This window comes from Mycolicibacterium rhodesiae (assembly GCF_002086695.1).
In the GTDB taxonomy this organism is placed as follows: Bacteria; Actinomycetota; Actinomycetes; order Mycobacteriales; family Mycobacteriaceae; genus Mycobacterium; species Mycobacterium rhodesiae.
The window spans coordinates 373,132-399,148 of the sequence record NZ_MVIH01000002.1; the positions used below are offsets into that span (position 1 = coordinate 373,132).

Consider the following 26,017-nt stretch of genomic DNA (forward strand, 5'->3'; position numbering starts at 1 on the left):
GGAGCGCACATGTCCGCCGAAGCACCGTCGCCGGCCGCGCCGAAGGGCCAGCCCGGGCATATCCGGCTGACATCGCATCACGGTGCCGACGACGCCCCGCCGATCACCTGGGGTGCGGCCACCCCGGCCGAGCGCGGTCCGCTGATCGGCACCACCAGCACCCGCAGCCACCGCAACGTCGTTGGAACGCATAGTGGTTCCTACAGCGTGTACCGCGCGCTGGCGGTGGCTGCCGGAGCGCTGTCGCGGGAGCACCGGGCGGACCTCACCAATACCGCGCCTACCGACAGCATCGGCCCGTACCCGCAGTGGAGCGGGCCTGAAGCGATCGTCAGCCTGGACCCGTGGGGGGCGATGGTGGCCGACGCGTTCGCCGCCGAATTGGCCGCAGGCCACGACATCCGCCCGACGATCGCGGTGACCAAAGCTCACGTGATACTTCCGGAGATCGCCGACGCCATCGACAAGGGTCGGCTGGTCCCGGACGGCCGGTTCTTGCTGCCCGGCGGCGCGGCGCTGGTGACCAAGGCCGCGATCGAGCCGGTCTGGTATCTGCCCGGTGTCGCCGAGCGTTTCGGGTGCAGCGAGGCACATCTTCGCCGGGTCCTGTTCGAAGAGACCGGCGGCATGTATCCCGAGTTGGTCACGCGCAGCGATCTCGAGGTGTTCCTTCCCCCTATCGGCGGGCAGACCCTCTACATCTTCGGCAACCCCCATGACCTCGCCGACCCCTCGGTGGAGTTGACGGCCCGGGTTCACGACGAATGCAACGGCTCTGATGTGTTCGGCTCCGACATCTGTACCTGCCGGCCGTATCTGACGCACGCGATCGAGGAGTGCATCCTCGGCGCCCAGCGCGGCGGGGTCGGGCTGGTCGCCTACTCCCGCAAGGAAGGTCGCGCGCTCGGTGAGGTGACCAAGTTCCTGGTCTACAACGCCCGCAAGCGCCAGCAGGGCGGCGACACCGCCGAGGCGTACTTCGCCCGCACCGAATGCGTTGCGGGCGTGCAGGATATGCGGTTCCAGGAGTTGATGCCCGACGTGCTGCACTGGTTGGGCATCCAGAAGATCCACCGCCTGGTGTCGATGAGCAACATGAAGTACGACGCGATCGTCGGCTCCGGCATCGAGGTCGGCGAGCGGGTCAACATCCCCGACGAGTTGATCCCGGCCGACGCCCGGGTGGAGATCGACGCCAAGATGGCCGCAGGGTATTTCACGCCGGGCCCGGTCCCCGATGCCGCCGAGTTGAAGAAGGCCAAGGGCCGCGGGCTGGAGCACTGATGGCCGCCGCCATCGAGGTCGACGTCGAGAACCCGGCGGGGGCGGCCGCTGCACTGCGCAGCACTCGCGCCGTCCGGGAGCGGGCCGCAGTGTTGACCGAACGGGCCCGCTGCGGCGACTCACGGTGGTTCACCGTGCACGACGATGCACTGGACGCGACCGCCCAGTTGGTCGCCGACGTCACCCGGCGAAACTACCCGGATCTTCAGGTCCCGTTCCACAGCCGGTGGCGCCATTTCGAGGCCGGTGGTGTCGATCGCAAGGCCGCGCTACTCCGCGGCGCCGAGGCCAGGGCGCTGGTCGACCTCACCGTGGTCAGCGTGCTGCTCGACGCCGGCGCCGGCCCATCCTGGTCCTATGTCGAAGCGGAGACGGCGCTGCGGCTGAGCCGCTCAGAAGGCTTGGGGGTGGCGAGCTTTCACGCGTTCACCTCGGGACTGTTCTCCGCCGACCCTAACGACCCGCTGCGGGTCGACGCCGCCGGGCTGGCGGGGCTCACCGAGCAGCAGTTGGCCGAAGCGTTTCAGGTCGACGGCGCGAACCCGCTCGTCGGGCTCGACGGCCGCGTGGCGATTCTGCATCGGCTGGGTGCGGTCACTGCCGCAAACCCGGCGGTCTTCGGTGCCGAGGGCCGCCCTTGCGGATTGGTCGACACCGTGGGCGGGCGATCCGTGCGCGCATCCGAGCTGCTGTCCCTGGTGCTGAGCTCGCTGGCGCCAATCTGGCCGGGCGGCAGCATGATCGGTGACCAACCGCTTGGGGACTGCTGGCGGCATTCCGCGCTGGACGGTCCCGGCCTGACCGCGGGGTGGATGCCGTTTCACAAACTCTCGCAGTGGCTCACGTACTCGTTGCTGGAGCCGTTCGGGTGGGCCGGAGTGGATGTGACCGATCTCGACGGGTTGACCGGACTGCCCGAATATCGCAACGGCGGGCTGCTGCTGGACGCCGGGGTTCTCCGGTTGCGCGACAGTGCCGACTCCAGCCGAAGTGTCACCGTCGCAGACGAATTGGTGGTCGAGTGGCGCGCGTTGACGATCACGCTGCTCGACGAGATCGCTCCCCTGGTCCGTCGGCGGCTCGGCGTCGACGCCGACCAGATGCCACTGGCCCGAGTATTGGAGGGCGGCACCTGGGCGGCGGGCAGGGCATTGGCTCAGCAGCTGCGCGGCAGCCTTCCGCCGCTGTCCATCGTCAGCGATGGCACAGTATTCTGATGCGCGACGTCCACGTCATCGACCACCCGCTGGTGCAGCACAAGCTGACCCTGATGCGCCGCAAGGTCACGTCCACCAACACGTTCCGCCGACTGGCCAATGAGATGGCCACGCTGCTGGCCTATGAGGTGCTACGCGACACCCCGACCCACGACATCGAGGTGGAGACCCCACTGGAGACCACCACCGGCACGGTCATCGACGGCAAGAAGTTGGTGTTCGTCTCCATCCTGAGAGCCGGCACCGGCATCCTCGACGGGATGCTGACCGTCGTGCCCGGCGCCCGGATCGGACACATCGGGTTGTACCGCGATCCGAAAACCCGCGTCGCCGTGGAGTATTACTTCAAGATGCCCAGCGACCTGCACGAACGCGAGGTGGTCGTGGTCGACCCGATGCTGGCCACCGGCAACTCGGCGGTGGCCGCCGTGGATCGCCTCAAGGAGTTCCGGCCCCGGTCCATCAAATTCGTCTGCCTGCTCACCTGCCCCGAAGGGATCGCCGTCCTACACGACGCCCATCCGGAAGTGCCGATCTACACCGCGGCGGTGGACCGCGGACTCGACGATCAGGGCTACATCGTGCCCGGTCTTGGCGACGCCGGCGATCGGCTGTTCGGCACGAAATAGCCGGGCCGCACCGGGTTAGCCGGTGTAGTTCAACGTGGTCATCATCCCGGCCTCCATGTGATACGCGTTGTGGCAGTGCAGCATCCAGTCGCCGGGGTTGTCCGCGACCAGCCGCGCGGCCACTGTCTGCATCGGTTGGACGATCACGGTGTCCTTGCGCGGCCCTGCGCTGCCATCGGGCTTGAGCACCTGGAAGGTGTGGCCGTGCAGGTGCATCGGATGCCACATCATGGAGTCGTTGACGAACGTCAGCGTCACGTTCTGGCCCTGGTGGACCGTCAGTGGAACCGTCTGCTTGTAGGGCCTGCCGTTGATCATCCAGTCGTAGCGCATCATCATGCCCGACAACCGGACCTGCAGCGTGCGATCGCTGAGCGACGGCAACTGCACTTCCGTTGCGGCAGTGAAGGTGTCGACAGTTCCGACCCGCCCGGTGAGTTGCGGCGGCCGGAACCCGGCGTCCGGAGCGCTCCCCTCTCCGGTCGACAGCAGCGCACGTGCGACGGCGTTCTTACCTTCGGCGGCGGCAACGAGAGGAAACACTCCGTCACCCGCGGTCACGATGACGTCGTAACGCTCGCCCATACCCACCAGGAGCGCATCGACATCCTGCGGCCGGACGGGGAACCCGTCGGTGTGGGTGACGGTCATACGATGCCCGGCAAGCGCGACCCGGAATGCGGTATCGGCAGCGGCATTGATGATTCGGATGCGAACGCGGTTTCCGGGTTTCGCGCTGAATGTCGTCGCAGCCGACGGGATGCGGCCGTTGATGATGTAGTACGGGTAGCTGACATCACCGGCGTCGCCGCCGAGCAGGTCACTTGTTCCCACACCGCGGACGCCGGGACCGCGCGGCATCGATCCCATGCCGCCCATCCCCGGCATGGGCATCTGTCCCATGCCGCCCATGGACGTCAGCCCCGTGAAGATCTGCTCCGGGCTGGGTCCGACGCCGGAGGTCCAGTCGTCGAGCATCACGATCCACTCGGCGTCGTAGCGTCCCGGCTCTGATGGATCGTCCACGATGACCGGTATATACAAGCCGAAGTCGGTGTCGAGTCCGGTATGCGGGTGCGCCCAGTACGTTCCGGGATGTGGGGAGCTGAACCGATAGGTGAAGCCGGCGGCCGGGGCGATGTTCGGACTGGCCGGGCTGGCGCCGTCCATGTCGTTGCGCAACGCGATCCCGTGCCAGTGCACCGAGGTCGGGTGATCGAGTCCGTTGTCGACGGTGACCGCGATCTCGTCGCCGACGTTGGCCCTGATCAGAGGGCCCGGGACCTGTCCGTTGTAGGCGAGCGTGCGTGCCGTGGTCCCCCCGAGGTCGATGTCGGCGGGGCCTGGGGTCAGGTGCGCGGTCACCGTTCTGCCGGTGTGCGGCCGCGCCGCCTCCGCCGCGGCGATCGCACCCGGCGACGGGGAGCCACCGGTGGCCACGGGGTTGGTCGACCGGCCGCAGGCAACCAACGCCGCGCCTCCGAGGACCCCTGCCGCCAGAAAGCCGCGCCGGGTGAGCGTCGGTCGACTCATCACCAATCCTGTCTCCTCGAGGGTTCGTCGTTCAGACTGCGGCGGACCCACAGCGGGTTTGGTGTTGGTTCTGTGAAGATTCGCTCAAGACCCGATCCCGCGGCACCGGCGCGGCACGATGAAGGCATGAATCTCTCGTCGCAGGCATCGCCGCGGGTGTCGGGGGCCGTGCTCAGCGGATTCGGCATGCGCCGGCGACTGCTGCTCGCACAGACAGTGGTCCTGCTCGCCGGCGGGGTGACCACGTGGGTCGTCGCAACAGTGGTGGGGCCACCGCTGTTCCGTGAGCACCTACACATGGCCGGCGTCGCCCACGATTCCAATGAGCAGTATCACGCCGAGCAGGCCTACCAGCACGCCACCGCGCTCTCGATCGGGGTCGCGATCACGGTGGCCGCACTCACCGCGCTGATCGCCACCGTCTACCTCAGCCGGCGGCTCCAGCATTCCATCGCCGAGGTCTCGGCAGCCGCGTCAGCGGTGGCCGAGGGTCGCTACGACATCCGTGTCGCACCACCCCGGCTGGGCCGTGAATTCGACGAGATGGCAACAGCGTTCAACAAGATGGCGGATCGGCTGCAAGCTGTGGAATCCAGCCGCCGCCAGCTGTTCGGCGATCTTGCTCACGAGATCCGGACACCGGTGGCTGTGCTGGAGGCCTATCTGGAAGCCGTTGAGGACGGCGTGAAGGTCCTCGACCAGCCGACCATCGCGATGTTGAGGGAGCAGACCGGCCGTCTGGTGCGCTTCTCGGCCGATGCCGCCGCCCTGGCCCAGGCCGAAGAGGCGCATGCCACGATCACCCCGGCGTGGGTCGAGGCCGACGAGATCGCCCGCTCCGTCGGTGCCGCGCTGGCCGACCGCTACGCCGCGAAGAACGTCGCGCTGAGTATTCAGGTGGCTGTGGGGAAACAGTTCTGGGCTGACCGTCAACGCCTGGCACAGGTGTTGAACAACCTGCTGGACAACGCATTACGTCACACCGCGCCCGGCGGTCACGTTCGGCTCACCGCGACGCCGATGGGCAGCGAGGTCGTCTTCACGGTGAGCGACGACGGTGAGGGCATTGCGGCAGAGCACCTTCCGCACGTTTTCGAGCGCTTCTACCGGACCGACTCGGCGCGCAATCGCGACCGGGGCGGCTCCGGCATCGGCCTCGCCATCGCCAAGGCACTGACAGAGGCGCACGGTGGCACCATCACCGCGACCAGCCCCGGCCCTGGAGCCGGTACCACCTTCACGGTGACAGTGCCCAGCCTGCCGGCAGCCGGAGCTCGCCGCGGCGATCAACGCGAATACGCGTGACCTTACGCGCCGACTACAGCGAGCTCAGAATCTGGTTCATGGTGTCGATCTCCTTTTGCTGGCTGGTGGCGATCGACTTGGCGAGGGCGATGGCGTCGGCGGACTGGCCGCCCTTGATCTCGTTCTGCGCCATGGTGATTGCACCCTGATGATGCTTGATCATCTGGGTCAGGTACAACTTGCCGGCCGCAACCCCTTGGGCGTTGCGCAGTGCGTCCATATCGGCCGGTGACATCATCCCGTCCATCCCTGGCATGCCATCCATTCCGGGCATACCCGGCATCATCGAACTGCTCGGCATGGTCGTCGGTGACGCTGTGGCGGTATCCGAGCCGTGCATACCGGGCATGCCCCACTGGTTCAGCCAGCCCTGCATGGTGTCGATCTCGGGGCCCTGCGCCGCCTTGATCTGCTTGGCCAGGTCCACCACCCGTCCGTCGATGCCCTGCTTGGCCAGGATCATGTCGCTCATCTCGATGGCCTGCCGGTGATGCGGAATCATCATGCGGGCGAACATCATGTCGGCCTGATTGTGCGCGGCTAGCGACGCCACGGTCGAACTCTGGACAGTGGACGGCGCCGACGACGACGCCGCATCCTTGGTGCCCGAGTTGCTACACGCGCCGATGGCGGCGACCGCAGCCAACGCGGCCACCCCGGTCACCACAGTCCTCGCTTTGTTCACAGCACATCCCTTTCGTCGCGTCGGATCAGTCGATCCCCGCCCAGCTTCGCCAGACTCCAGTAGGTGTGGCGTAGTGGTTCTGTGAAGATTCGATAAAGGATCCAATTCGCGAAAGCGCAGAACCGGTGCCGATGTGCCGTGTTGATTCGTGTGCGTAGAGGTGCCGTCAGCCGTGATGAGCGTGCTGGTGCCCGTCCGGGCTCGACGGAGCGTGATCGGCGCCCGTGTTCAGCTTCATGTCCGTCACCGGACGGCCCTGCTCGGTGGCGGCCGGCCCCGAGCCGTGGCCAGTGACCGCGTGGGTCTCCTGCGCCGAACCGCCTCCGGCCTCGGCGTCGACGGGTGCGCCATGGTGGTGCTGGTGACCGTTGAGGCCGGACGCCAGGCCGGCAGTGACCGCGAGCGCCATCACCGTGTTGGCGCCCACGAGCACCAACGTCCGGCCGAGACCCGAAACCATGTGCGCGCGATAGCGCCCGCGCAACACCCACGCGGCACCCATGACGACATAGCACTGCAGCAAGAGCACACAGATGCCTGCCGCCTCCACGCTTTCCGCCTCACCTGCGTTGGGACCGAATGGCGCACCGGCAGTTCTGGATATCACCCAGAGGGCGGCGAGACCGACGTTGGCGGCAATCCCGGCCGCCAACAGCAGCCGCGTCGGCCGGGACCAGGCGAAGAATCCCCACGCGAGTTGGAACACCCCGATCGCCGCGAAGAACACCCCCGATGGCACCCAGTCGTTCCAATGCATGGGCGCGACGGCGAAGTGGATGACCGCAGCACCGATCGACGCCACCGCCGCACATCGAGCGCCCAGTCGGTTGTCGGTTGTTCCCGCGTCGTTCGCCGTCACAGCGTCGACGGTGACACAGCGGTTGGGCGGCGGCGAGCAGTGAGCCGTAACGGTCGAGTCCCAAATCCGCAACACCCACCGGCTCCCAGCCACTGTTCAGGCAACGGTCAGCCGCAGATGGGTCAATAGTCCTTGTGACAACGACGTTTCCGGCAACGGCCCCGGAGGAATCCGCCGAAGTCGCCTCTGCGGTGACCCGACCGACGCGATCGGACCGCATCGGACTGGTGGTGCTGCTCGTCGCGACCACGGTCATGTACCTCTGGAACATCACCGTCAACGGGATGGGCAACCAGTTCTACGCCGGCGCCGCTCAAGCGGGCTCCAAGAACTGGGAGGCGCTGCTGTTCGGCTCGCTCGATTCGGCCAATTTCATCACCGTCGACAAACCTCCGGTGTCGCAGTGGGTGATGGGCCTGTCTGGTCAGCTGTTCGGCTTCAGCAGCGCCAGCATGCTGGTGCCCGAGGCGTTGATGGCCGTGGCGACGGTGTGGCTGCTCTACTCCGCGGTCGCGCGCATCTGCGGCCCGCGGGCCGGGTTGCTTGCCGGCGCCGCGCTGGCGCTGACTCCGGTCGCTGCGCTGATGTTCCGGTTCAACAACCCCGACGCCGCGATGGTGCTGCTGATGATGGCCTCGGCGTACTGCACGGTGCGGGCGCTCGAACGGGCAGAAGGCAAGTGGCTGGCCTGGGCGGGTGTCGCGCTCGGCTTCGCATTCCTGGCCAAAATGCTCGAAGGCCTGATGATTGCGCCGGCGGTAGGTCTGGCCTATCTGATCGCGGCACCGACACCGCTGCGTCGCCGGCTGCTGCACCTGCTGGGAGCCGCGGCCGCATTCGTGGTGTCGGCCGGCTGGTTCGTGATCCTGACGCTGGTGTGGCCGACGTCGTCGCGGCCCTACATCGCCGGGTCGACCGACGACAACTTCATGAATCTGGTGCTTGGCTATAACGGCTTCGCGCGCGTGCTCGGCCGCAATCACATGAGTTTCGGGCCTGCCGATCCGCTCGGCAACTCGGCCGGTGACGAGCTCCGCCACCTCGGTGGCTTCGGCGGTATGGGCAGTCAGAACGAAGGCCTTGGCCGGCTGTTCGCGGGCGAGTTCGGTTTCGAGGTCGGCTGGTTGATCCCGGCAGCCCTGCTCAGCCTGGTTCTGGTGCTGATCGCCCGCGGGCGCGCACCGCGTACCGACCCGGTGCGGGCCGGCGTCCTTCTGTTCGGCGGGTGGCTGGTGATCGACGGTGTGGTGCTGAGCTATATGAAGGGCATGGTGCACCCCTACTACTGCCTGTCACTGGCCCCTGCGGTGGCGGGCACGGTTGCCCTTGGTGCACAACAGATGTGGACGCGCAGACAGTCCTGGTTCGGCCGGGCCGGGTTGACGGGACTGATCGCCGTGACCGGCATCTGGAGTTGGTGGGTACTGGGCCGCAACGGAGACTGGCTGCCCGCCTTGCGGTGGACAATCCTGGTCGTCACCGTGCTGGCGGCCGTCGCGCTGGCGATGTCGGCACCGCGCAGACGCCGTGTCGCGGTGGCCGCGGCGGCAGTGGGAGCGGTAGCGGTGCTGGCCGGTCCGACCGCATACGCCGTCGCCACGATCGGCGCACCACATCGTGGCGGCGGGCCCACCGTTGGTCCGGTCCGATCGGCCACCGGCTTCGGTGCGGGTTTCGGTGTGTCGAAGGACAATCCGAGATTGGACGCCCTCCTGCGCGCGACCACCACGCGGTGGTCTGCGGCGATCTCGGGGTCATCCGCTGCCGCTGCGCTCGAATTGTCTACGGGCACAGCGGTGATGGCTATCGGCGGCTTCCTCGGCAGTGACCCCGCCCCGAGTCTGGGGCAGTTCAAGGCGGATGTCGCGGCGGGCGAGGTCGGGTACTACATCGTCGAGCGGGACTGGCGGGGTCACGCCGGCGGGTGGCCGGGCATCAACCGCAACCACACCGGCATCACCGACTGGGTGAGCGCAACGTTCCCGGTCACCCAGGTCGGCGACGACGACGTCTACGACCTGTCCCGGTCCAAGTGATCAGGCCGCCTCGACCAGCGCGGCGTCCGCACTGCGCTGGCGGGTGGGCAATGCCAGCTTGACGATCTTGCGCACCACGGTCGCAAATTGCTTGGGCAGCGGCCCCGCGTTGTAGGGGATGCCGTACCGCTCGCACACCTCGCGGACCTGCGGCGCCATCTCGGCGTACCGCCGCGCCGGCACATCCGGGAACAGGTGGTGCTCGATCTGATGTGACAGGTTCCCGGACAACAGGTGGAACAGCTTTCCGCCGGTCAGGTTGGCCGACCCGAGCACCTGCCGGAAATACCACTGTCCGCGCGACTCGTTACGGGTCTCTTCGACGGTGAATTCCTGTGTGCCGTCCGGGAAGTGGCCGCAGAAGATGATCGCGTAGGACCACACGTTGCGCATCAGGTTCGCGGTCAGGTTGCCGGTGAACACGAACGGCGCCATCGGTCCGGCCAGCAGCGGGAAGGCCACGTAATCCTTGAGCAGCTGGCGACGGGTCTTGCGCCAGATCTCGCGCAGCACGTCACGCTTGTCGTCCAGCGAGATCTCGCCGGAACGAATGCGTTCGGTCTCCAGCTCGTGCAGCGCGACACCGTACTGGAACAGCACCATCAGCAAGAAGGCGTACACCGGGTTGCCGAGGTAGTAAGGGTGCCAACGCTGATCGGGGCTCATCCGCAGGATGCCGTAGCCGATGTCACGGTCCATCCCGACGATGTTGGTGAAGGTGTGATGGGAGTAGTTGTGCGAGTGCCGCCACTGGTCGGCCGGGCACGCGGTGTCCCACTCGAAGGTGCGGCCGCGCAGGGCCGGGTCGCCGGTCCACTCGTACTGACCGTGCATGACGTTGTGGCCGATCTCCATGTTGTCCAAGATCTTGGAGATCCCGAGTAGCGCGGTGCCGGCCAGCCAGGCCGGCGGGAAGATGCCGGCCATCAGCAGCGCACGGCCGCCGATCTCCATGGCGCGCTGGGCCTTGATGACCCGGCGGATGTAGTCGACGTCGGTCTGGCCGAGGTCGGCGATCACGCGGTCGCGGATGGCGTCGAGTTCCCGGCCGAACTCGTCGGCCTGCTCGCGGGTCAGTGTGATGTGTTGAGCGTTCATGGTCGTCCCTTTCTGCTCAGAGCGCGATCTCGACGTCACCGACGGGCACGGAGACGCAGATCTGCACGTCCTCCTCGTCGGCGGTGGAGACCGCTCCGGTGGTCAGGTTGCGCACAGCGCCGCGGTGCTTGCGACGAGTGCAGGTGTGGCAGATGCCCATTCGGCATCCACTGGTCGGGTTGAGTCCGGCGTCCTCGGCCTGGTCCAGCAGCGGACGGCCGTCATCTTCGGCGTCGATGCCGCTGTCCCGGAAGCTGATTCGGCCACCCGACGGGGCGTCGGGAATCACGAAGGGCACCGGGACGAAACTCTCCGACAGCGCGTCCGGGCAGTGTTCGCGTACCGCCTCGACCAGTGCGGGCGGCCCGCACACGTAGACGGCGTCGGGATCGGGCATCGCGACGTCAAGGTGCTCGGCCCCGAAGCGCCCGTCGAGCTCGCCGCCGGGCGCGCGGGTGTAGCCGTGCAGCACCCGAACGTCCATCGCGGCGAGTTCGGCTCGGTAGCAGGCTTCGTCCGGAGTGCGGGCGTAGTGGACGAAGGCGATCTCGCCGTCGAAGCCCTCAGCCTGCAGGGTGCGCAGCATGGACATCACCGGGGTGATGCCGCTGCCGCCGGACACGAACAGGATGCGGCGGGGCCGCTCATCGGGGAGCACGAAGTCGCCGGCCGGATCGGACAGGTCGACCACCATGCCGGGGCGGGCGTGCCGGAAAAGGTGATTGGACACCAGGCCGCCGTCGTGGGCTCCGATCGTCAATTCGATGAGCGGGGACCCCTCGGCGCTGGCCGGTGAGTAGCAGCGGGTGTGCCGACGGCCGTCGATCTCCACCGTCAGGTTCAGATGCTGGCCGGCGCGGTAGCCGGTGACAGCCGAGTTCGGGTCGAGGAGCAGGGTGACGCTGCGCGGCGTGGAGCGGCGTACGTCGACCACCCTGGCCCGGGCGTCGGAGGTCCAAGTCGGGTCCACCAGCTCGGTGTAGCGGTCCACGCCATGCGGGCCGGTGAGCAGATCGACCAGCGGCGAGCGAAGCACCTTCTTGGTCAAAGTTTGAGTGAACATGTGTACACTCTGGGTCGTGAAAGTGCACGTCGTCAAGGAATCCGAGCAGTCTGTGGTAGGGTTCACACCAGTGAACAGTCGTACGCCCAGCTCACGTCGCGAGCGTTCAGGGAAGTCACGCTCCCGCGAGACACCATCGCGGGAAGAGCGCAAAGAGGCCACCCGCCGGGCCATCATCGCAGCCGCGCTGAAGCTCCTCGACGAGCGCAGCTTCAGTGGTCTGAGCCTGCGTGAAGTCACCCGTGAGGCCGGGATCGTGCCTGCCGCGTTCTACCGCCACTTCGAGTCGATGGACGCCCTCGGCCTGGTGCTTATCGACGAGTCGTTCCGCACCCTGCGCGAGATGCTGCGCAGCGCCCGCGCGGGCAAGCTGGACCCGAACCGCGTCATCGAGTCGACGGTGGACATCCTGGTCGCCGGGGTGGCCGAACAGCGCGAGCACTGGCGGTTCATCGGGCGCGAACGCTCCAGCGGTGTGACGGTGCTGCGCTATGCGATCCGCACCGAGATCCGGCTGATCACCTCGGAGCTGGCCACCGACCTCGCCCGATTCCCCGGGCTCAATGAGTGGAGCACCGAGGACCTCAACATCCTGGCCAGCCTGTTCGTCAACTCGATGATCATCATCGCCGAGGCCATCGAGGACGCCCATGACGCGGCCGCGCTCGCCGAGATCAAGCGCACGGCGGTCAAGCAGCTGCGCATGATCACAGTGGGTGTCAACGCCTGGGAGCCGGCCCCGGTCGTCGACGACGAGGCCTGAGCGCCCACACTGCAGTTGTTGTACGCATCGCCCGAGTGGCGGTGTCAACAAGTGCAGTGCGGGCGCACCGGCCAAAACCGGGTACACCACCCCCATGGACAAGCCCGCAGTGCTCTTCGACATCGACGGCACCCTCGTCGACTCGAATTACCTTCACGTCCACGCCTGGCAGCAGGCTTTCCATGAGGTCGGCCTGCCGGTCCAGGCCTGGCATGTCCATCGCTCGATCGGCATGGATGGATCCACTTTGGTCGAGGAGCTGTCCAACGGCGCCGACGACGATGTGCAGAAGCGGCTCAAGGACTCCCACACCCGCCACTACGAGGCCAGCGCCGATCTGCTGACCGCGCTGCCCGGGGCGCGCGAACTGCTGCAGCGCGTCGCAGACCTCGGACTGCAGGTGGTGCTGGCCACCTCTGCGCCGGAGAACGAGCTGGCCATGTTGCGCAAAACGCTGGGGTGCGACGACCTCGTGTCGGCCATCACCTCGTCCGAAGACGTCGAAGAGGCTAAGCCCCGCCCGGACATCGTCAACGTCGCACTGGAGAAGGCCGGGGTGTCGGCGCAGCACGCGGTGTTCATCGGCGACACCGTGTGGGACGTCGAGGCCAGTTCCCGCGCCGGGGTGCCGTGCATCGCGGTGCTGTCCGGCGGCGTGGGCAGAGGCGAGCTCGAAAAGGCCGGGGCTGCAGCCATATTCGACGACGCCGAGGAGCTGCTGGACAACCTCGACGGTTCACCGATCGCCGCGCTGCTCTGAGGTGGGGTTTTGCCCTATCCACCGCCGGGTAGAGACTGCCCATGACTCAGGCGGTGCAACAGCCGAAACGGGCCACCGCACCGGACGAACTGGTAGCGCTCTACCGTGATCCGCCCGACGGGCTGCGCGCGAACATGATCATGTCGCTCGACGGCGCCGCGGCGTTCGACGGCGTCGCCGGTCCACTCTCGGACGCCAATGACCAGAGTCTGCTGCTAGCGCTGCGTGCCTACTCCGACGTCGTGCTGGTCGGCGCGGGCACGGTGCGCGCCGAAGGCTATGGCCCGGTGCGGTTGACGGCGGCTCAGGTCGCCGAACGCAGGCAGCGGTGGGGCACCGACGTCATCCCGCCGATCGCGGTGGTCACTCATACCGGCAGAGTCCCGGTATCGCTGTTCGCCGAGCCCGCCCAGCGGCCCATCCTGATCACCACAGCACTTGCCGCCCGCGAGCGCCCGCAGCTGGCCGAGCACGCCGACCTGCTGATCGCCGGTGACAGCGCGGTCAACCTGGAGTCCGCACTGCGCACTCTGCAGGCTCGCGGCATGCGCCGAATCCTGTGCGAGGGCGGGCCCACCCTGCTCGACGAGCTGGTCGCGGGCGACCTCGTCGACGAGATGTGCCTGACGATCTCACCCACGCTCGTCGCGAGCGCCACCACCGCCCGCCCCGGCGCGCCGGCGCTCGCGGTGCCGGCCCGCCTCACGCTGGGACACGCGGTGACCCTCGAGAACTACGTCTATCTGCGCTATGTCCGGGACCAGGAAAGGCAGGCCAGCACATGAGCGGCGACGAATTGCTGAGCCGTCGGCCTCAGGGGGTCGACGACGACACCGTCGAGGCGGTCGGATCGCTGTCCGAGGCGCTGGAGTACGTCGAGCGCGCCCGCGGCCACCTGTACTCCTTCCACCAGCTGATGGGCCACGCGGACCTGCTGCTCGGCGAGGCCTGCGACAAGCTGCGCGATGCCGGTCACGCCGACATCGCCGACCGCCTGACCGAGGAGATGGTCGGCCGCAATGTGCTGCACGGTCGCTGGACCTTCCAGATCGTCGAGGAGTTCGACGACGACTACTGGTCGGTGCTGCGCGAACACGAGCGGGCCGTGCGCGATCAGTTGATGGACGGGCATCGCCATGTGTTCGAAGCCGAGATGAAAGAGCGACGCCGGACCAGCGGTCGGCCTGGTCACGAAGCAGTTCCGTGACGTCAATTGTCACCCCTGTCACAAACCCGTTCTGACTGATTTGGCGCGGCCCATTCTGGGGTACACGCCACAGTCCACCCCGCCTATTTAGGGAGTCCCACGTGACCAACGCTGCTACTGAGGTATGGCCCGGAAAGGCCTACCCACTGGGCGCCTCCTACGACGGCTACGGCACTAACTTCGCGCTGTTCTCCGAAGTGGCCGAGCGGGTGGAGCTGTGCTTGTTCGACGAGGACGGTGCAGAGACCCGCATCGCCCTGCCCGAAGTGGACGGATTCGTCTGGCACGGCTACCTGCCCGCCATCGAACCCGGCCAGCGCTACGGCTATCGGGTGCACGGCCCGCACGATCCCGCCGAGGGGCACCGCTGCAACCCCAACAAGCTGCTGCTGGACCCGTACGCCAAGGCCATCGACGGCCATTTCGACTGGAACCAGTCGCTGTTCGGCTACAACTTCGGCGACCCGGACAGCCGCAACGACGACGATTCGGCGGCGAGCATGCCCAAGTCTGTCGTCATCAACCCGTACTTCGACTGGGGCGTCGACCGGCCGCCGCAGCGCGAATACGCCGACAGCGTCATCTACGAAGCACACGTCAAAGGCCTGACCCAAACCCATCCCGATATCCCGGATGCCATTCGCGGCACGTACTCCGCGATCTCGCATCCGGCGATCATCGATCACCTGAAGGCGATCGGTGCAACGGCCATCGAGTTGATGCCCGTGCACCACTTCGCCAACGACTCCACCCTGATCGACAAAGGCCTGTCGAACTACTGGGGCTACAACACAATTGGCTTCTTCGCCCCGGACAGCAAGTACTCGGCGAGTTCGACGCCGGGTGGTCAGGTGCAGGAGTTCAAGGCGATGGTGCGGGCTCTGCACGAAGCCGGCATCGAGGTGATCCTCGACGTGGTCTACAACCACACCGCCGAGGGCAACCACATGGGGCCGACACTGTCGTTCCGCGGTATCGACAACGCCGCCTACTACCGGCTCGTCGATGACGACAAGCAGTACTACATGGACTACACGGGCACCGGCAACAGCCTCAACGTCGGGCACCCGCACTCGCTGCAGTTGATCATGGACTCGCTGCGGTACTGGGTGACCGAGATGCACGTCGACGGCTTCCGCTTCGACCTCGCCTCCACGCTGGCCCGCGAGTTCTACGACGTCGATCGCCTGAGCGCGTTTTTCGAACTCGTGCAACAAGATCCGACCGTCAGCCAGGTGAAGTTGATCGCCGAGCCGTGGGACGTAGGCCCCGGTGGCTATCAGGTGGGCAACTTCCCGCCACAGTGGACGGAGTGGAACGGCAAGTTCCGCGACACCGTCCGCGATTTCTGGCGCGGTGAAGATGCCAGCCTCGGCGAGTTCGCCTCGCGTTTGACCGGTTCGGCCGACCTTTACGAGCACACCGCCCGCCGCCCGGTCGCATCGATCAACTTCGTCACGGCCCACGACGGTTTCACATTGCGAGACCTGGTGTCCTACAACGAGAAACACAATGAGGCCAACGGCGAGGACAACAACGACGGCGAGAGCAACAACAGTTCGTGGAATTGCGGCGTCGAGGGGCCGACCGACGATCCGGAGATCAATGCCCTGCGCGCGCGTCAGCAGCGCAACCTGATTGCCACCACCATCCTGTCCCAGGGTGTTCCGATGATCTGCCATGGCGACGAGCTGGGCCGCACCCAGGGCGGCAACAACAACGGCTACTGCCAAGACAACGAGATCACCTGGATCGACTGGGATTCGGCCAACGACGAGCTGCTCGGCTTCGTGGCGTCGGTGTCGGCGCTGCGCGCCGCCCATCCGGTGTTCCGCCGCCGACGGTTCTTCAACGGACGGCCGGTGCGGCGCCGCGGCAGCGAAGGCCTGCCGGACATCTCCTGGTTCCGCCCGGACGGTTCGGAGATGAACGACGAGGATTGGGACTCCGGCTTCGGCAAGTCGGTGGCCGTGTACCTCAACGGCCACGGCATACCTGATCTCGATGCCCGCGGACAGCGCGTCACCGACGACTCGTTCGTGCTGTGCTTCAATGCCCACCACGAACCGATCGAATTCGTCCTGCCACCGGCCGAGTTTGGTAAGGCTTGGCAACCTGTCGTCGACACGTCGGCGGGTGCCGGCGAAATCGACGAGGCGACGGTCGTTAAAGCGTCCACACCGGTGCGAGTCGAATCCCGCTCGATGGTGGTGCTGCAGGCGACAGAGTAGGAAAAGCCAACGGACCATGGCCGATCCCCTCCCCTCCGGGGGACCGCCATGGTCCGTGGCACCGCTGGCCCGATTATCACAATGAGAAACGCGCGATGCGCAGTTTTCACCAACTTGAATTCATAATTTTCCGGTACTCAGCAAACGTTCAGGCCAGGCCGTCGGGAATGTCAATTCCGCTTTGCGTGAAGCGGTTACGACCTACCGGGCATTCCGGGGCCGTCAGTCCGCCACGGGGTAGATCGGCTCACCGTCCTCGGGGGTGCCACTGGTCTGGCCGCGGTGCGCACGATCCGGTGCGGTCTCGTCGGGCTCGATGTCGGCGATCACATCGGGTTCTTCTTCGCTGAGCCGGGCGTCGAGCGATTCGCCCTCGCGTTCCTCTCGCGCCGTGATGCCGAACTTGGTTGCCCCACTCCAGCCTTCGGGCGGGTCCACGACATCGTCGCCGTCGTTGTTGCGCACCTCGTCGGAGTCGAGCGACTCTGAACCGCTCAGAGTGTCGCCGGGGCCGCCTTCTTCGGGAAAGTCCACTGGATCGGTCATCCGAACGGCGTGCCCTGCGGTCGGGGCAGCTAAACCGTCTGCGCGGTCAACGCGGTGACCGCCACATCGGCCACAACGATGGGCCGCCCTCAGGCAGCGTGATCTCGCCGGTCACTTCGAAGCCGAACCGTTGGTAGTACGGGATGTTGTCGGGGTTGCTGGACTCGAGGTATGCCGGGGCGTATTCGGCGTCGCAGCGATCCAGCCGCGAACGCATGAGCGCATGACCGAAGCCACCGCCGCGCACCGTCGGATCACTGCCGATGATGCCCAGGTACCAGTGCGGCTCCTCCGGATGGTGTTCCTTCATCAGGTCGGTGACCGCTCGCCCGGCGGCGAGCCGGCCCCGGAATGCGCGCAGGACTCCGGGCAGCATCGCCAGCTGCTCGCGCGGTGACTGTTCCCACCGACCGGGCGGATCCCACAGAGCGGCCGCGGCAACCCCGTCGTCCGACATCGCCACCTCGGTGCCGCGGCCCGCAAGGAAGTGGTGCCGGGTCAGGGCGCTGAACAACCCGGGCAGCGCAGCCTTGCGACGGTCGGCGTCGGGTTGCACCCAGGCCATCACCGGGTCGTCGTGAAACGCCCGACCAAGAACCCGCGCCAGGGCCGGGATGTCAGCCTTGCGGGCTGGACGAACGTCGATGGACATCACTGCAGGCTAGTCACCGAAATTAAGCGTGGCCTGGCGCGCAGACCACTCCCACAACCGGGCAGCCTGCCCGGGGTCGACCGCCCAGGGCGCGTACCCGCCCTCGACACCGTCGACCATCGGGTCGGCGACTCGGCAGTCCTCGAGATAGAGACCGCCTCGCCCGTCGAGCTCACCGCTGGTGGCCGCCCACACCGTGGTCGCGGCCCCGTGTTCGACATCGGTCACCTCGAGGTTGGCCAGGGTGCCGCCCGCACTGAAATCATCGCGGGTCATGTGCCGGGCCAGATCGGTCAACACCACCCCCGGGTGCACGGCGAACGAATGCACTCCCTGCGGTCCCCAGCGTTGTTCTGATTCGACGGTGAACAACACATTGGCGGTCTTGCTCTGCCCGTATGCCTGCCACTTGTCGTAGGCGCTCTCGTCGTCGTAGTTCGGATCCTCCCAACGGATCCCGCCGAGCTGGTGCCCGCGACTGCTGAGGTTGACGATGCGGGTGCCGGACCCGAACAAACCCACCATCTCTGTGGTGAACACGAAGTGGCCGAGATGGTTGGTGCCGAGCTGCATTTCGTAGCCCTGCACGGTGCGGGTCAGTGGCGGGGCCATCACCCCGGCGTTGTTGATGAGCACGTCGATGCGGTCGTGACGGGCGGCGATCGCCTCGGCCGCGGCGCGCGCCGACCGCAGGTCGCCGAGTTCGAGGTGTACGGCCTCGCAGTCGATCACCGAGCGGGTCTTGTCCAGATCGCGGACCGCCGCGACGATCTCGGCGCCGGCGGACTGCATGGCGCGGGCGGTCTGCAATCCGAGCCCGGTGGAGGCGCCGGTGATGACGACGGTGCGCCCGGTCAGGTCGACACCCGAGAGGACCTCGGCCGTGGTGGTCATGCGGGGTCTCCCGTCTCGCCGGCCGTGGACCGCCACACCGGGGGCCGGTTCTCCCGCCAGGCGGCGGGGCCCTCGGCCGCATCCGGGCCGCCCATCAATTTCAGGTGCACCGTAGTCTCCTCGTCGGCCACCGCGTCGAGATCGGTCTCGGTCCACAGCAGTCGCTTGCTGTATGCCACCGAGGCCGGATTGGCGGCGACCGCCACGTCGCGGGCCAACTCCAGCGCGGCGGGCAGCACCTCGCCTGCAGGCAGTGCCCTGCTGGCGATCCCGAGGGTGGCCGCCTCCCGGCCGGTGAACATCCGACCGGTGAGCAGGATGTCGGCGGCCACGGCCAGGCCGACCGCGCGCTTGAGGGTGGCGTGCACCGTGCAGTCGCCGATCATGCCGCGGCGCACCTGCGGGATCGCGAGCTTGGCGTCCTCGGCAACAAGCCGGATGTCGCACTGCAGCGCCATGGTCAACCCGATACCGATCGCGGGGCCGTTGATCGCGGCGATCACCAGCTTGCGCACCCGCCAGGCCGGCGGCTGGATGGGCGAGGCGCTGAAGCCCTCGCCGGGGGCGTCGAACGCCGCCGCGGCGGCTGTCATGTCGGCTCCGGCACAGAATGCCCGCCCGGCGCCGGTGACCACCACCGCGCGCACGGCATCGTCGGCGTCGCACCGGCGGTAGGCCTGACCGAGTTGGCGCGCGGTGTCGGCCGAGAAGGCGTTGAGCCGTTCCGGCCCGTCCAGAGTGATCAGGGCGACGCCGGAGTCGTCGACGTCGACCGCGACTGTCGTGGCATCGTTGCTCACGCCGCGATCCTGACATACCTGCGCGACAGGCCCTCGAGGCGAGTCATTCGCCACCGCCGCCGAGGACAAATGTCCCTCGCTACCGGTGACTGGAGACTGTGCCCACACCCGGTGGTAGCGCCTTAGCGTCGATGATCTGAGATACCGCACGGGGTATCCGGGCCGGAGGGGCTCACTATGTCCGGGCATCGAAGCAGCACTGCTGCGCGGCCGGTGCGCCGGGACGTGAGCAGCGGCGGGGCGGCGATGGTCGCGGCGCAGGCGGCAGGTGCGGGGACGGCGCGAGGGGTGCCGACGCCTCGTCCGCGCACGCCGCCCCGTCAGCCGAAGGCCGTCGTGATGCCCAGAGCCGCCACACAGACCACGACCACGACGGTGGTGACGCCGTAGACGATCGTGCCTGCCCGGCGCATCGCGAATCGGCCCATGAGTTCTCGATCGCGGCCCAGGCCGATCATCGCGACCATCAGCGGCACCAACAGCACCGCGTTGAGCACCTGGGTGCCGACCAGGATCGGCACCAGCGGCGCATTGGGGGCCAGGACGATGACAGCACCCACGACGGTGACGATGCCGTACGTCAGGTAGAACGTGCGGGCTTCGCGATAGGGATCGTCGATCGCGGCCTCCACGCCGGCGTATTCGCAGACGGCGTACGCCGTCGACAGCGGCAGGATGGAGGCGGCCAGGAACGCCGCGCCGATAAGTCCGACGGCGAACAGCGTGCCCGCCGCCTCGCCGGCCAGTGGTTGTAGGGCGACGGCCGCATCGGCGGCGTCGGTGATGCCCCGCCCGTCGCGGTGCAGGGTCGCCGCGCAGGCGACCACCACGAAGAACCCGATCACACCGGTCAGCACCGCGCCGGTGATCACGTCCACCCGCTCCAGCGGGAGGTCGTCGGTGCGGAGTTTCTTGTCGACGGCGTAGGACTGCATGAACGACAGCCCCCACGGCGCCAACGTGGTGCCCAGCGTGGCCGTCACGATTGCGATCGCGGGCGCGGTCATCGGCATCGTCGGCACGAACGTCCCGTGCAGTGCGGCCCCCCAGTCCGGCTTGGCCAGAAAGCCGGAGGCGACGTAGGCCAGGAAGACCGTGGACAGCGCCAGCAGCAGCCGCTCGACACGGTGGAAGCTGCCACGCAACACCAGCAGCGAGACGGCGACCGCCGCGACGGGAACGCTGATGTATCGACTGATGCCGAAGAGCTCGAATCCGGCTGCGATACCGGCGAATTCGGCACAGGTGGTTCCGACGTTGGCGATCACCAGGGCGGCCAGGATGGCCGCGCCCACCCGTACGCCGTAGCGCTGGCGCACCAACCCGATCAACCCCTGACCGGTGACGACACCCATCCTGGCGGCCAGGCTGTGGAACACGATCAACGCAACCGTGGACAGCAGCAGTACCCACAGCAGCTGGTAACCGTGGTCGGCGCCGAGCACCGAGTAGGTGGTGATGCCCGCCGGATCGTCGTCGGACAGCCCGGCCAGCAGTCCGGGTCCGAGGACGGCGAGCAGGGCGCCGATCCTGGTGGTGGTGCGGCCCGCCGCGGTCATGGCGCCACATCACCGACGTGCCGGCGCCGCGGCCACACCCGCGAGCGCAGGAAGTGGCGGCCGGGCGCATGTCTGAGCCGCTCGCGCCAGCGGCCCGCGTGTTCGTCGGACATGGCCGCCACGATCTGGGCGGAGTGGGTGCCCGGCATCGCCCGCAGGACGCGTTCAGCCACCGACGGGTGGGCGGCGCGAACGACGTCGGCGGCCAGCCGGGGATCCTTGACCGCGAGTATCTCGGTGGCCGATTCGGTGTCCACGCGGCTGACCAGTTCGGCCAGCCCCCGGGCGTCGAGATGGTGCACGGCCGAGCGTGGGCAGGCGAGCTGGGCGGCGTGGCCACGCTCGGAGGTCAGGTGGATATCGGCCCAGTCGACGATGTCGCGACCGACGCGAACACCGAGCGGTTCCAGCCGCAGACGCCGCAGCACCGCGCCGAAACCGACCTCCACGCCGACGAGTTCGAGGCGGTGGGCATCCGTTCGGGTGAGCACCACGTCCGCAACGCGGGCCAGCCGCTGCCCGACGACGTCGACGACCTGGGTGTCCAACACGTCTCGCACCAAACGGATTTCGTGCTCGCGCAGCCGGCAGTCGGCGTACTGGCCGCCCTCGGCGATCGTGAGCTGGTCGCGATCGAAGACGATGACCTGTTCCCACGGCACCAGCAGGGGGACGTCGTGGCGACGGGTGATCAGCAACCGCTCGACGACATGGCGCCCTGACGGCTGGCTGAGGATCACGGTCAGGTCGGCCAGCCGGCCGATGACCTGGTCACCGGCCGTCCGCACGTCCTGACCGGTGATCCGGCTGAGCAACAGCACGGTGGAAGCATGCCTGATCGGGTGGGCCGGTGATCGCCGGTCGTTGATTAATGCAGATGCATGAAGTTATGATCGCGGCGCCTTAACGCCGCCGACCCGAGGGACGTCACCATGTGGGATTTCGAAACCGACCCCGAGTACCAGAAGAAGCTCGACTGGGTCGAAGAGTTCATGCAGGACAAACTCGAGCCGCTGGACTTCGCCCCCCTGGACCCCTACGAGAAGACCAACCCGGAGGTGCTGCGGGTGCTGCGTCCGCTGCAACAGGCGGTGCGCGAGCAAGGCCTGTGGGCGGCGCACCTGAGCCCGGAGCTCGGCGGCCAGGGCTACGGGCAGGTGAAGTTGGCGTTACTCAACGAGATCGTCGGCCGCTCCCGTTGGGCGCCTTCGGTTTTCGGTTCGCAGGCACCCGACTCCGGAAACGCGGAGATCCTCGCGATGTTCGGCACCGAGGAGCAGAAGAAGCGCTACCTTCAGCCGCTGCTCGACGGTGAGATCTCATCGTGTTACTCGATGACCGAGCCGCACGGTGGTTCGGATCCCGGGCTGTTCACCACCCATGCCGAGCGCGACGGTGACGAGTGGGTCATCAACGGCGAGAAGTGGTTTTCCTCCAACGCCCGCAACGCCAGCTTCTTCATCGTCATGGTGGTCACCAATCCGGACGCCCGTACGCATCAGAAGATGTCGCTGTTCATCGTGCCGGCCGAGACCCCCGGCATCGAGATCATCCGCAACGTCGGCGTCGGCGGCGAGTCCGACGACCGCGCCGGCCACGGCTACATCCGCTACAACGACGTCCGGGTGCCTGCCGACCATGTGCTCGGCGGCGAGGGCCAGGCGTTCGCGATCGCGCAGACCCGGCTCGGCGGCGGCCGCGTACACCACGCCATGCGCACGATCGCATTGGCCCGCAAGGCATTCGACATGATGTGCGAGCGGGCCGTGTCACGTCAGACCCGCAGCGGCCCGCTCGGCGATTACCAGATGACGCAGGAGAAGATCGCCGACAGCTGGATCCAGATCGAGCAGTTCCGGCTGCTGGTGCTGCGCACCGCGTGGAAGATCGACAAGTACCACGACTATCAGAAGGTGCGTCGCGACATCGCCGCGGTCAAGGTCGCCATGCCCCAGGTCTTGCACGACGTGGTGCAGCGCGCCATGCATCTGCATGGGGCACTGGGGGTTTCCGACGAGATGCCGTTCGTGAAGATGTTGGTGGGCGCGGAGTCGCTGGCGATCGCCGACGGCCCGACCGAGGTGCACAAGCTGACGGTCGCCCGCCGCACGCTCAAGGAGTACGAGCCCGTCCACACGCTGTTCCCGTCGCAGCACATCCCGACCCGGCGTGCGGCGGCTGCGGCCAAGCTGGCCGAACTGCTCGAACACGAGGTCGCCCAGCTGTGACGGCGCGGTAGATGGCCGCCGACACGTCGGCCAATCTGGTGGCCACCGCCGAGCGGTTGTTCGCCGAGCGCGGCGTCGACGCGGTCAGCCTGCGGGAGATCGCCCGCGAGGCGGGCGCCCGCAATGTGATGGCGGTGCAGTACCACTTCACCGACCGCGCCGGGGTGCTGGCTGCGATCGCAGACAAGCATCTCCGGGTCGTCGACGCGCGCCGAGATGCCCTGTTGGACGCGATCGAGGGCGAGGCCGCGCCGTCGATGCGGGCGATGGCCTCGGCGCTGGTCCGCCCCTTGGCCGCCAAGCTGGCCGACCCTGACGGGGGCCCGGAGTTCCTGCGCATCCACGCGGAGTTGCTGAACCGGCCGGTGCCGTCGTTCGACCTGACCGGGCGCTCCGGCAGCCTGCAGCGCTGGCGGGCGCTGTTGGAGCCGATGCTCGATCCGGTGGCCGTCACCCTGCACCCGCGGCTGGGTGCGCTGGTGTACGCCGCGGTGGAGTTGGGGCGCCGCGCGGCCACCGCGCCGCATGCCGACGACCGGCTGTTCAGCAGCCATCTGGTCGACACCGTCGCCGCGATGCTGGGCGCGCCGTTGTCCGACGAGACCCGGGCGTTGGCGACGGAACGGCAGGCCCGGCGGTCGCGGCCTCAGGACCGGACGATCGCCAGCCCTTCCTGAACCAGCGTGGCGGTCAGCACCCGGTCTGCGTCGTAGAGATTCAACGTCACCAGACCTCGGCCCCGCGCGGCGGCCGGTGAGCGCGATTCCAGGAGATTCCACTGCCCGGCGTCGATCGGCCGGTGAAACCAGATCGACGAGTCGGTGGTGGCGGTGCGGTGGCTGCGGTCGACCATCGAGTGGCCGTGCACCTGCAGTACCGGATCGATGCCGTAGATATCGGTGACGTAGACCGCCGCGCAGGCGCCAAGCCATGCCGGACCGTCCAGCGGCACCGTGACCCGCCACCACAGCCGGCGCACGAATTCGCCTGTGCTGCGGTCATCGTCGTAGCGAAAGTCGATCTCGTCGAGCGGCAGTGACGGCGCCGGCCCGATCGGACCGGTGGCGGGCAGCTGCTCGGGATCACCGGACGTTGTCGCCGTTGCAGCGTGCTCGGGACCGTCCGCCGGCGCGGAGAACGAGATGGTGGCGGTGGTCAGCAGCCGACCATCCTGTCGGGCCAGCACCCGCCGCGACGCCGTCGTGCGGCCGTCGTAGACGTGGTCGACCTCGTAGTTGACCGGCGCGCCCGCGTCCCCGCCGCGCAGGAACTGCACGTGCAGGCTGGTCGGTGCCTTGTCGGCGTCGACGGTGTGGCAGGCCGCGGCCATGGCCTGCGCCGCCAGGTGGCCGCCGTAGGCGCGTTTGTCCTGCGGTCCGCTCGCCTCTCCGACAAACGCGCCGGACTGGTCCGGGGTGACGGTCAGCAACCGCGACAGCGTGCTCACGCCGGTCCCATTCCTGTTGTGACAGTGCCGGATTCGACCAGCGCGGTGATCTCGCCGTCGGTGAGTCCAAGCTCGGCGAGGACGGCTGCGGTGTCATCACCGAGCGCGGGTGCGGGCTGGGCGGCAACGTGCGCACCGTCGACCGACATCGGCAGCCCCGGCGCCAGGTACGTGCCGATCCGGGGCTGCTCCAACGCGCTGAACAACGGATTCGCCGTCACGCGCGGGTCGTGCGCCACGTCGGCGAAGTCGCGGTAGCGGTCCCACAGCACCGAGCTGGCCGACAGCGCCGCGCTCACCTCGTCGGCGGTGTGGCTTCGAAACCATGGCGCGAACAGGCCGGTCAGTACCGCTCGGTGCTCGTAGCGCTGGCCCTCGTCGGTGAAGTCGGCGCCCAGCGCTTCGGCAACGGCGGCAACGGCTTTCGTCGTCCCGGTGAGCTCGGTGAGATCGCGGAAGTGCCGGTTGGTCAGCGCCACCAGCATGAAGGTGGCTCCGTCGCTGCTGGTGTAGTCCTGGCCGTACTGGCCGTAGATCGCATTACCAAGGCGCGGACGCTGGGTGCCGTTGATCATCGGTTCGGTGAGGAACCCGAGATTGGCCGCGGTGGCCAGCGCGACATCGTCGAGCGGAAGCCGGATACGGCTGCCTGCTCCTGTCGCATCCCTTCGGCGCAGGGCCACCAGGATCGCCAGCGCGGCATACAGGCCGCAGCTGACATCCCAGGCCGGCAGCACGTGGTTGACCGGACCGCTCTGGCTCGGCGATCCGGTGACCAGAGGAAATCCGGTGGCGGCGTTGACGGTGTAGTCCACCCCGGTGGACCCGTCGCCGCGGCCTACCACTTCCAGATGGATGAGGTCGGGGCGGGCAGCGCTCAGCTCTTCGTATGAATGCCATTGCCGTCCGGCAACATTGGTGATCAGTACACCCGCGTCGGCGATCAGCCGGGCCACCAGCCGCTGCCCAACCTCGGAGCGCATGTCGGCGGCCACCGACCGCTTGCTCTTGTTCAGCCCGGCCCAGTAGATGCTGTCCCCGCCCTCGGTGAGGGGCCAGCGCTTGTAGTCGGCGGCCCCACCGACCGGGTCGACCCGGATGACCTCGGCGCCCAGCTGGGCCAGCGTCATACCGGCCAGCGGTACGGCCACGAAGCTGGAGATCTCGACGATGCGGACACCGGCCAGCGGCAGGTCAGGCGTATCGGTCACCCGACGAGTA

General features: G+C 67.7%; 25 protein-coding genes. 12 read left to right on the forward strand and 13 right to left on the reverse strand.

What is annotated here, in order from left to right; all coding sequences use genetic code 11:
* The first annotated feature begins 9 nt into the window (after positions 1-9).
* From BST42_RS05645 to upp, 3 genes are read left to right on the forward strand one after another with little or no spacing between them, the layout of a single operon-like run.
* A complete protein-coding gene (locus BST42_RS05645) occupies positions 10-1,284 on the forward strand; it encodes a GTP cyclohydrolase II (protein ID WP_083117587.1) in 1,275 nt (424 codons plus the stop codon).
* Positions 1,284-2,501, forward strand: coding sequence for a URC4/urg3 family protein (locus BST42_RS05650; RefSeq protein ID WP_083117588.1), 1,218 nt, complete (start codon positions 1,284-1,286; stop codon positions 2,499-2,501). The genes BST42_RS05645 and BST42_RS05650 overlap by 1 nt, the downstream gene beginning before the upstream one ends.
* Complete coding sequence (gene upp, locus BST42_RS05655; RefSeq protein WP_083117589.1) at positions 2,501-3,130, forward strand: uracil phosphoribosyltransferase; 630 nt, start codon at positions 2,501-2,503, stop codon at positions 3,128-3,130. The genes BST42_RS05650 and upp overlap by 1 nt, the downstream gene beginning before the upstream one ends.
* A 15-nt stretch (positions 3,131-3,145) precedes the next feature.
* Here upp and BST42_RS05660 read toward each other — a convergent pair whose 3' ends face one another.
* Positions 3,146-4,663 carry a multicopper oxidase family protein gene (locus BST42_RS05660; RefSeq protein ID WP_083117590.1) on the reverse strand — a complete coding sequence of 506 codons (1,518 nt, stop codon included), beginning with the start codon at positions 4,661-4,663 and terminating at the stop codon, positions 3,146-3,148.
* Positions 4,664-4,789: 126 nt separating this feature from the next.
* On the opposite strand from BST42_RS05660, the gene BST42_RS05665 reads away from it, so the two are divergent.
* A complete protein-coding gene (locus BST42_RS05665; RefSeq protein ID WP_083117591.1) occupies positions 4,790-5,968 on the forward strand; it encodes a sensor histidine kinase in 1,179 nt (392 codons plus the stop codon).
* A 13-nt stretch (positions 5,969-5,981) separates the two neighbouring features.
* Here BST42_RS05665 and BST42_RS05670 read toward each other — a convergent pair whose 3' ends face one another.
* Both BST42_RS05670 and BST42_RS05675 read right to left on the reverse strand, forming a co-directional pair.
* Positions 5,982-6,653, reverse strand: a complete 672-nt coding sequence (locus tag BST42_RS05670; protein WP_083117592.1) for a DUF305 domain-containing protein — start codon at positions 6,651-6,653, stop codon at positions 5,982-5,984.
* Between the two features lie 166 nt (positions 6,654-6,819).
* The gene (locus BST42_RS05675) at positions 6,820-7,512 is read right to left on the reverse strand and encodes a hypothetical protein (RefSeq protein ID WP_083117593.1); all 693 of its coding nucleotides are present in this window, start codon (positions 7,510-7,512) and stop codon (positions 6,820-6,822) included.
* A 134-nt stretch (positions 7,513-7,646) separates the two neighbouring features.
* Between BST42_RS05675 and BST42_RS05680 the strand changes: the two genes are divergently transcribed.
* Complete coding sequence (locus BST42_RS05680) at positions 7,647-9,548, forward strand: ArnT family glycosyltransferase (protein WP_083117594.1); 1,902 nt, start codon at positions 7,647-7,649, stop codon at positions 9,546-9,548.
* Here BST42_RS05680 and BST42_RS05685 read toward each other — a convergent pair whose 3' ends face one another.
* Both BST42_RS05685 and BST42_RS05690 read right to left on the reverse strand, forming a co-directional pair.
* A complete protein-coding gene (locus BST42_RS05685) occupies positions 9,549-10,646 on the reverse strand; it encodes a fatty acid desaturase family protein (RefSeq protein WP_083117595.1) in 1,098 nt (365 codons plus the stop codon). It abuts the gene before it with no gap.
* A 16-nt stretch (positions 10,647-10,662) separates the two neighbouring features.
* The gene (locus tag BST42_RS05690; protein WP_083117596.1) at positions 10,663-11,709 is read right to left on the reverse strand and encodes a ferredoxin reductase; all 1,047 of its coding nucleotides are present in this window, start codon (positions 11,707-11,709) and stop codon (positions 10,663-10,665) included.
* A gap of 70 nt (positions 11,710-11,779) precedes the next feature.
* Between BST42_RS05690 and BST42_RS05695 the strand changes: the two genes are divergently transcribed.
* From BST42_RS05695 to glgX, 5 genes are all read left to right on the forward strand, one after another.
* On the forward strand, positions 11,780-12,472 hold the full coding sequence (locus BST42_RS05695) for a TetR family transcriptional regulator (RefSeq protein ID WP_083117886.1): 693 nt from the start codon (positions 11,780-11,782) through the stop codon (positions 12,470-12,472).
* A gap of 94 nt (positions 12,473-12,566) precedes the next feature.
* Positions 12,567-13,232, forward strand: coding sequence for an HAD family hydrolase (locus tag BST42_RS05700; RefSeq protein ID WP_083117597.1), 666 nt, complete (start codon positions 12,567-12,569; stop codon positions 13,230-13,232).
* A gap of 41 nt (positions 13,233-13,273) precedes the next feature.
* Positions 13,274-14,017, forward strand: a complete 744-nt coding sequence (locus BST42_RS05705; protein ID WP_083117598.1) for a pyrimidine reductase family protein — start codon at positions 13,274-13,276, stop codon at positions 14,015-14,017.
* On the forward strand, positions 14,014-14,439 hold the full coding sequence (locus BST42_RS05710; protein WP_083117599.1) for a hypothetical protein: 426 nt from the start codon (positions 14,014-14,016) through the stop codon (positions 14,437-14,439). The genes BST42_RS05705 and BST42_RS05710 overlap by 4 nt, the downstream gene beginning before the upstream one ends.
* Positions 14,440-14,540: 101 nt before the next feature.
* A complete protein-coding gene (glgX, locus tag BST42_RS05715) occupies positions 14,541-16,670 on the forward strand; it encodes a glycogen debranching protein GlgX (RefSeq protein WP_083117600.1) in 2,130 nt (709 codons plus the stop codon).
* Between the two features lie 222 nt (positions 16,671-16,892).
* Here glgX and BST42_RS05720 read toward each other — a convergent pair whose 3' ends face one another.
* The 6 genes from BST42_RS05720 to BST42_RS05745 form a co-directional block, all read right to left on the reverse strand.
* On the reverse strand, positions 16,893-17,216 hold the full coding sequence (locus BST42_RS05720) for a hypothetical protein (protein ID WP_083117601.1): 324 nt from the start codon (positions 17,214-17,216) through the stop codon (positions 16,893-16,895).
* Between the two features lie 46 nt (positions 17,217-17,262).
* The gene (locus BST42_RS05725; protein WP_083117602.1) at positions 17,263-17,868 is read right to left on the reverse strand and encodes a GNAT family N-acetyltransferase; all 606 of its coding nucleotides are present in this window, start codon (positions 17,866-17,868) and stop codon (positions 17,263-17,265) included.
* Positions 17,869-17,877: 9 nt separating this feature from the next.
* A complete protein-coding gene (locus tag BST42_RS05730) occupies positions 17,878-18,762 on the reverse strand; it encodes an SDR family NAD(P)-dependent oxidoreductase (protein ID WP_083117603.1) in 885 nt (294 codons plus the stop codon).
* Positions 18,759-19,562, reverse strand: a complete 804-nt coding sequence (locus BST42_RS05735; RefSeq protein WP_083117604.1) for an enoyl-CoA hydratase/isomerase family protein — start codon at positions 19,560-19,562, stop codon at positions 18,759-18,761. Before BST42_RS05735 ends, BST42_RS05730 begins: the two co-directional genes overlap by 4 nt.
* A 320-nt stretch (positions 19,563-19,882) precedes the next feature.
* Positions 19,883-21,121 (reverse strand): NRAMP family divalent metal transporter, encoded by a 1,239-nt coding sequence (locus tag BST42_RS05740; RefSeq protein ID WP_083117605.1) that lies wholly within the window; start codon positions 21,119-21,121, stop codon positions 19,883-19,885.
* Complete coding sequence (locus tag BST42_RS05745; RefSeq protein WP_083117606.1) at positions 21,118-21,942, reverse strand: magnesium transporter; 825 nt, start codon at positions 21,940-21,942, stop codon at positions 21,118-21,120. Before BST42_RS05745 ends, BST42_RS05740 begins: the two co-directional genes overlap by 4 nt.
* Positions 21,943-22,053: 111 nt before the next feature.
* Between BST42_RS05745 and BST42_RS05750 the strand changes: the two genes are divergently transcribed.
* Positions 22,054-23,349, forward strand: a complete 1,296-nt coding sequence (locus BST42_RS05750) for an acyl-CoA dehydrogenase family protein (RefSeq protein WP_083117607.1) — start codon at positions 22,054-22,056, stop codon at positions 23,347-23,349.
* Positions 23,350-23,360: 11 nt separating this feature from the next.
* Positions 23,361-24,026 (forward strand): TetR/AcrR family transcriptional regulator, encoded by a 666-nt coding sequence (locus tag BST42_RS05755; RefSeq protein ID WP_083117608.1) that lies wholly within the window; start codon positions 23,361-23,363, stop codon positions 24,024-24,026.
* Here the strand turns inward: BST42_RS05755 and BST42_RS05760 are convergent.
* Positions 23,996-24,796 (reverse strand): acyl-CoA thioesterase, encoded by an 801-nt coding sequence (locus BST42_RS05760; RefSeq protein ID WP_083117609.1) that lies wholly within the window; start codon positions 24,794-24,796, stop codon positions 23,996-23,998. The two genes, BST42_RS05755 and BST42_RS05760, sit on opposite strands and share 31 nt — an antisense overlap.
* Complete coding sequence (locus BST42_RS05765) at positions 24,793-26,007, reverse strand: CoA transferase (protein ID WP_083117610.1); 1,215 nt, start codon at positions 26,005-26,007, stop codon at positions 24,793-24,795. Before BST42_RS05765 ends, BST42_RS05760 begins: the two co-directional genes overlap by 4 nt.
* Between the last annotated feature and the right edge of the window lie 10 nt (positions 26,008-26,017).

What these genes read in the sequence shown, in the direction of transcription:
- BST42_RS05690 (WP_083117596.1), bottom strand. Translation starts at nt 11,709, where the DNA reads ATGTTCACTCAAACTTTGACCAAGAAGGTGCTTCGCTCGCCGCTGGTC.
- BST42_RS05650 (WP_083117588.1), top strand. Translation starts at nt 1,284, where the DNA reads ATGGCCGCCGCCATCGAGGTCGACGTCGAGAACCCGGCGGGGGCGGCC.
- BST42_RS05750 (WP_083117607.1), top strand. Translation starts at nt 22,054, where the DNA reads ATGTGGGATTTCGAAACCGACCCCGAGTACCAGAAGAAGCTCGACTGG.
- BST42_RS05705 (WP_083117598.1), top strand. Translation starts at nt 13,274, where the DNA reads ATGACTCAGGCGGTGCAACAGCCGAAACGGGCCACCGCACCGGACGAA.
- BST42_RS05700 (WP_083117597.1), top strand. Translation starts at nt 12,567, where the DNA reads ATGGACAAGCCCGCAGTGCTCTTCGACATCGACGGCACCCTCGTCGAC.
- BST42_RS05660 (WP_083117590.1), bottom strand. Translation starts at nt 4,663, where the DNA reads ATGAGTCGACCGACGCTCACCCGGCGCGGCTTTCTGGCGGCAGGGGTC.
- BST42_RS05710 (WP_083117599.1), top strand. Translation starts at nt 14,014, where the DNA reads ATGAGCGGCGACGAATTGCTGAGCCGTCGGCCTCAGGGGGTCGACGAC.
- BST42_RS05685 (WP_083117595.1), bottom strand. Translation starts at nt 10,646, where the DNA reads ATGAACGCTCAACACATCACACTGACCCGCGAGCAGGCCGACGAGTTC.
- BST42_RS05740 (WP_083117605.1), bottom strand. Translation starts at nt 21,121, where the DNA reads ATGACCGCGGCGGGCCGCACCACCACCAGGATCGGCGCCCTGCTCGCC.
- BST42_RS05665 (WP_083117591.1), top strand. Translation starts at nt 4,790, where the DNA reads ATGAATCTCTCGTCGCAGGCATCGCCGCGGGTGTCGGGGGCCGTGCTC.
- BST42_RS05725 (WP_083117602.1), bottom strand. Translation starts at nt 17,868, where the DNA reads ATGTCCATCGACGTTCGTCCAGCCCGCAAGGCTGACATCCCGGCCCTG.
- upp (WP_083117589.1), top strand. Translation starts at nt 2,501, where the DNA reads ATGCGCGACGTCCACGTCATCGACCACCCGCTGGTGCAGCACAAGCTG.
- BST42_RS05755 (WP_083117608.1), top strand. Translation starts at nt 23,361, where the DNA reads ATGGCCGCCGACACGTCGGCCAATCTGGTGGCCACCGCCGAGCGGTTG.
- BST42_RS05645 (WP_083117587.1), top strand. Translation starts at nt 10, where the DNA reads ATGTCCGCCGAAGCACCGTCGCCGGCCGCGCCGAAGGGCCAGCCCGGG.
- BST42_RS05730 (WP_083117603.1), bottom strand. Translation starts at nt 18,762, where the DNA reads ATGACCACCACGGCCGAGGTCCTCTCGGGTGTCGACCTGACCGGGCGC.
- BST42_RS05720 (WP_083117601.1), bottom strand. Translation starts at nt 17,216, where the DNA reads ATGACCGATCCAGTGGACTTTCCCGAAGAAGGCGGCCCCGGCGACACT.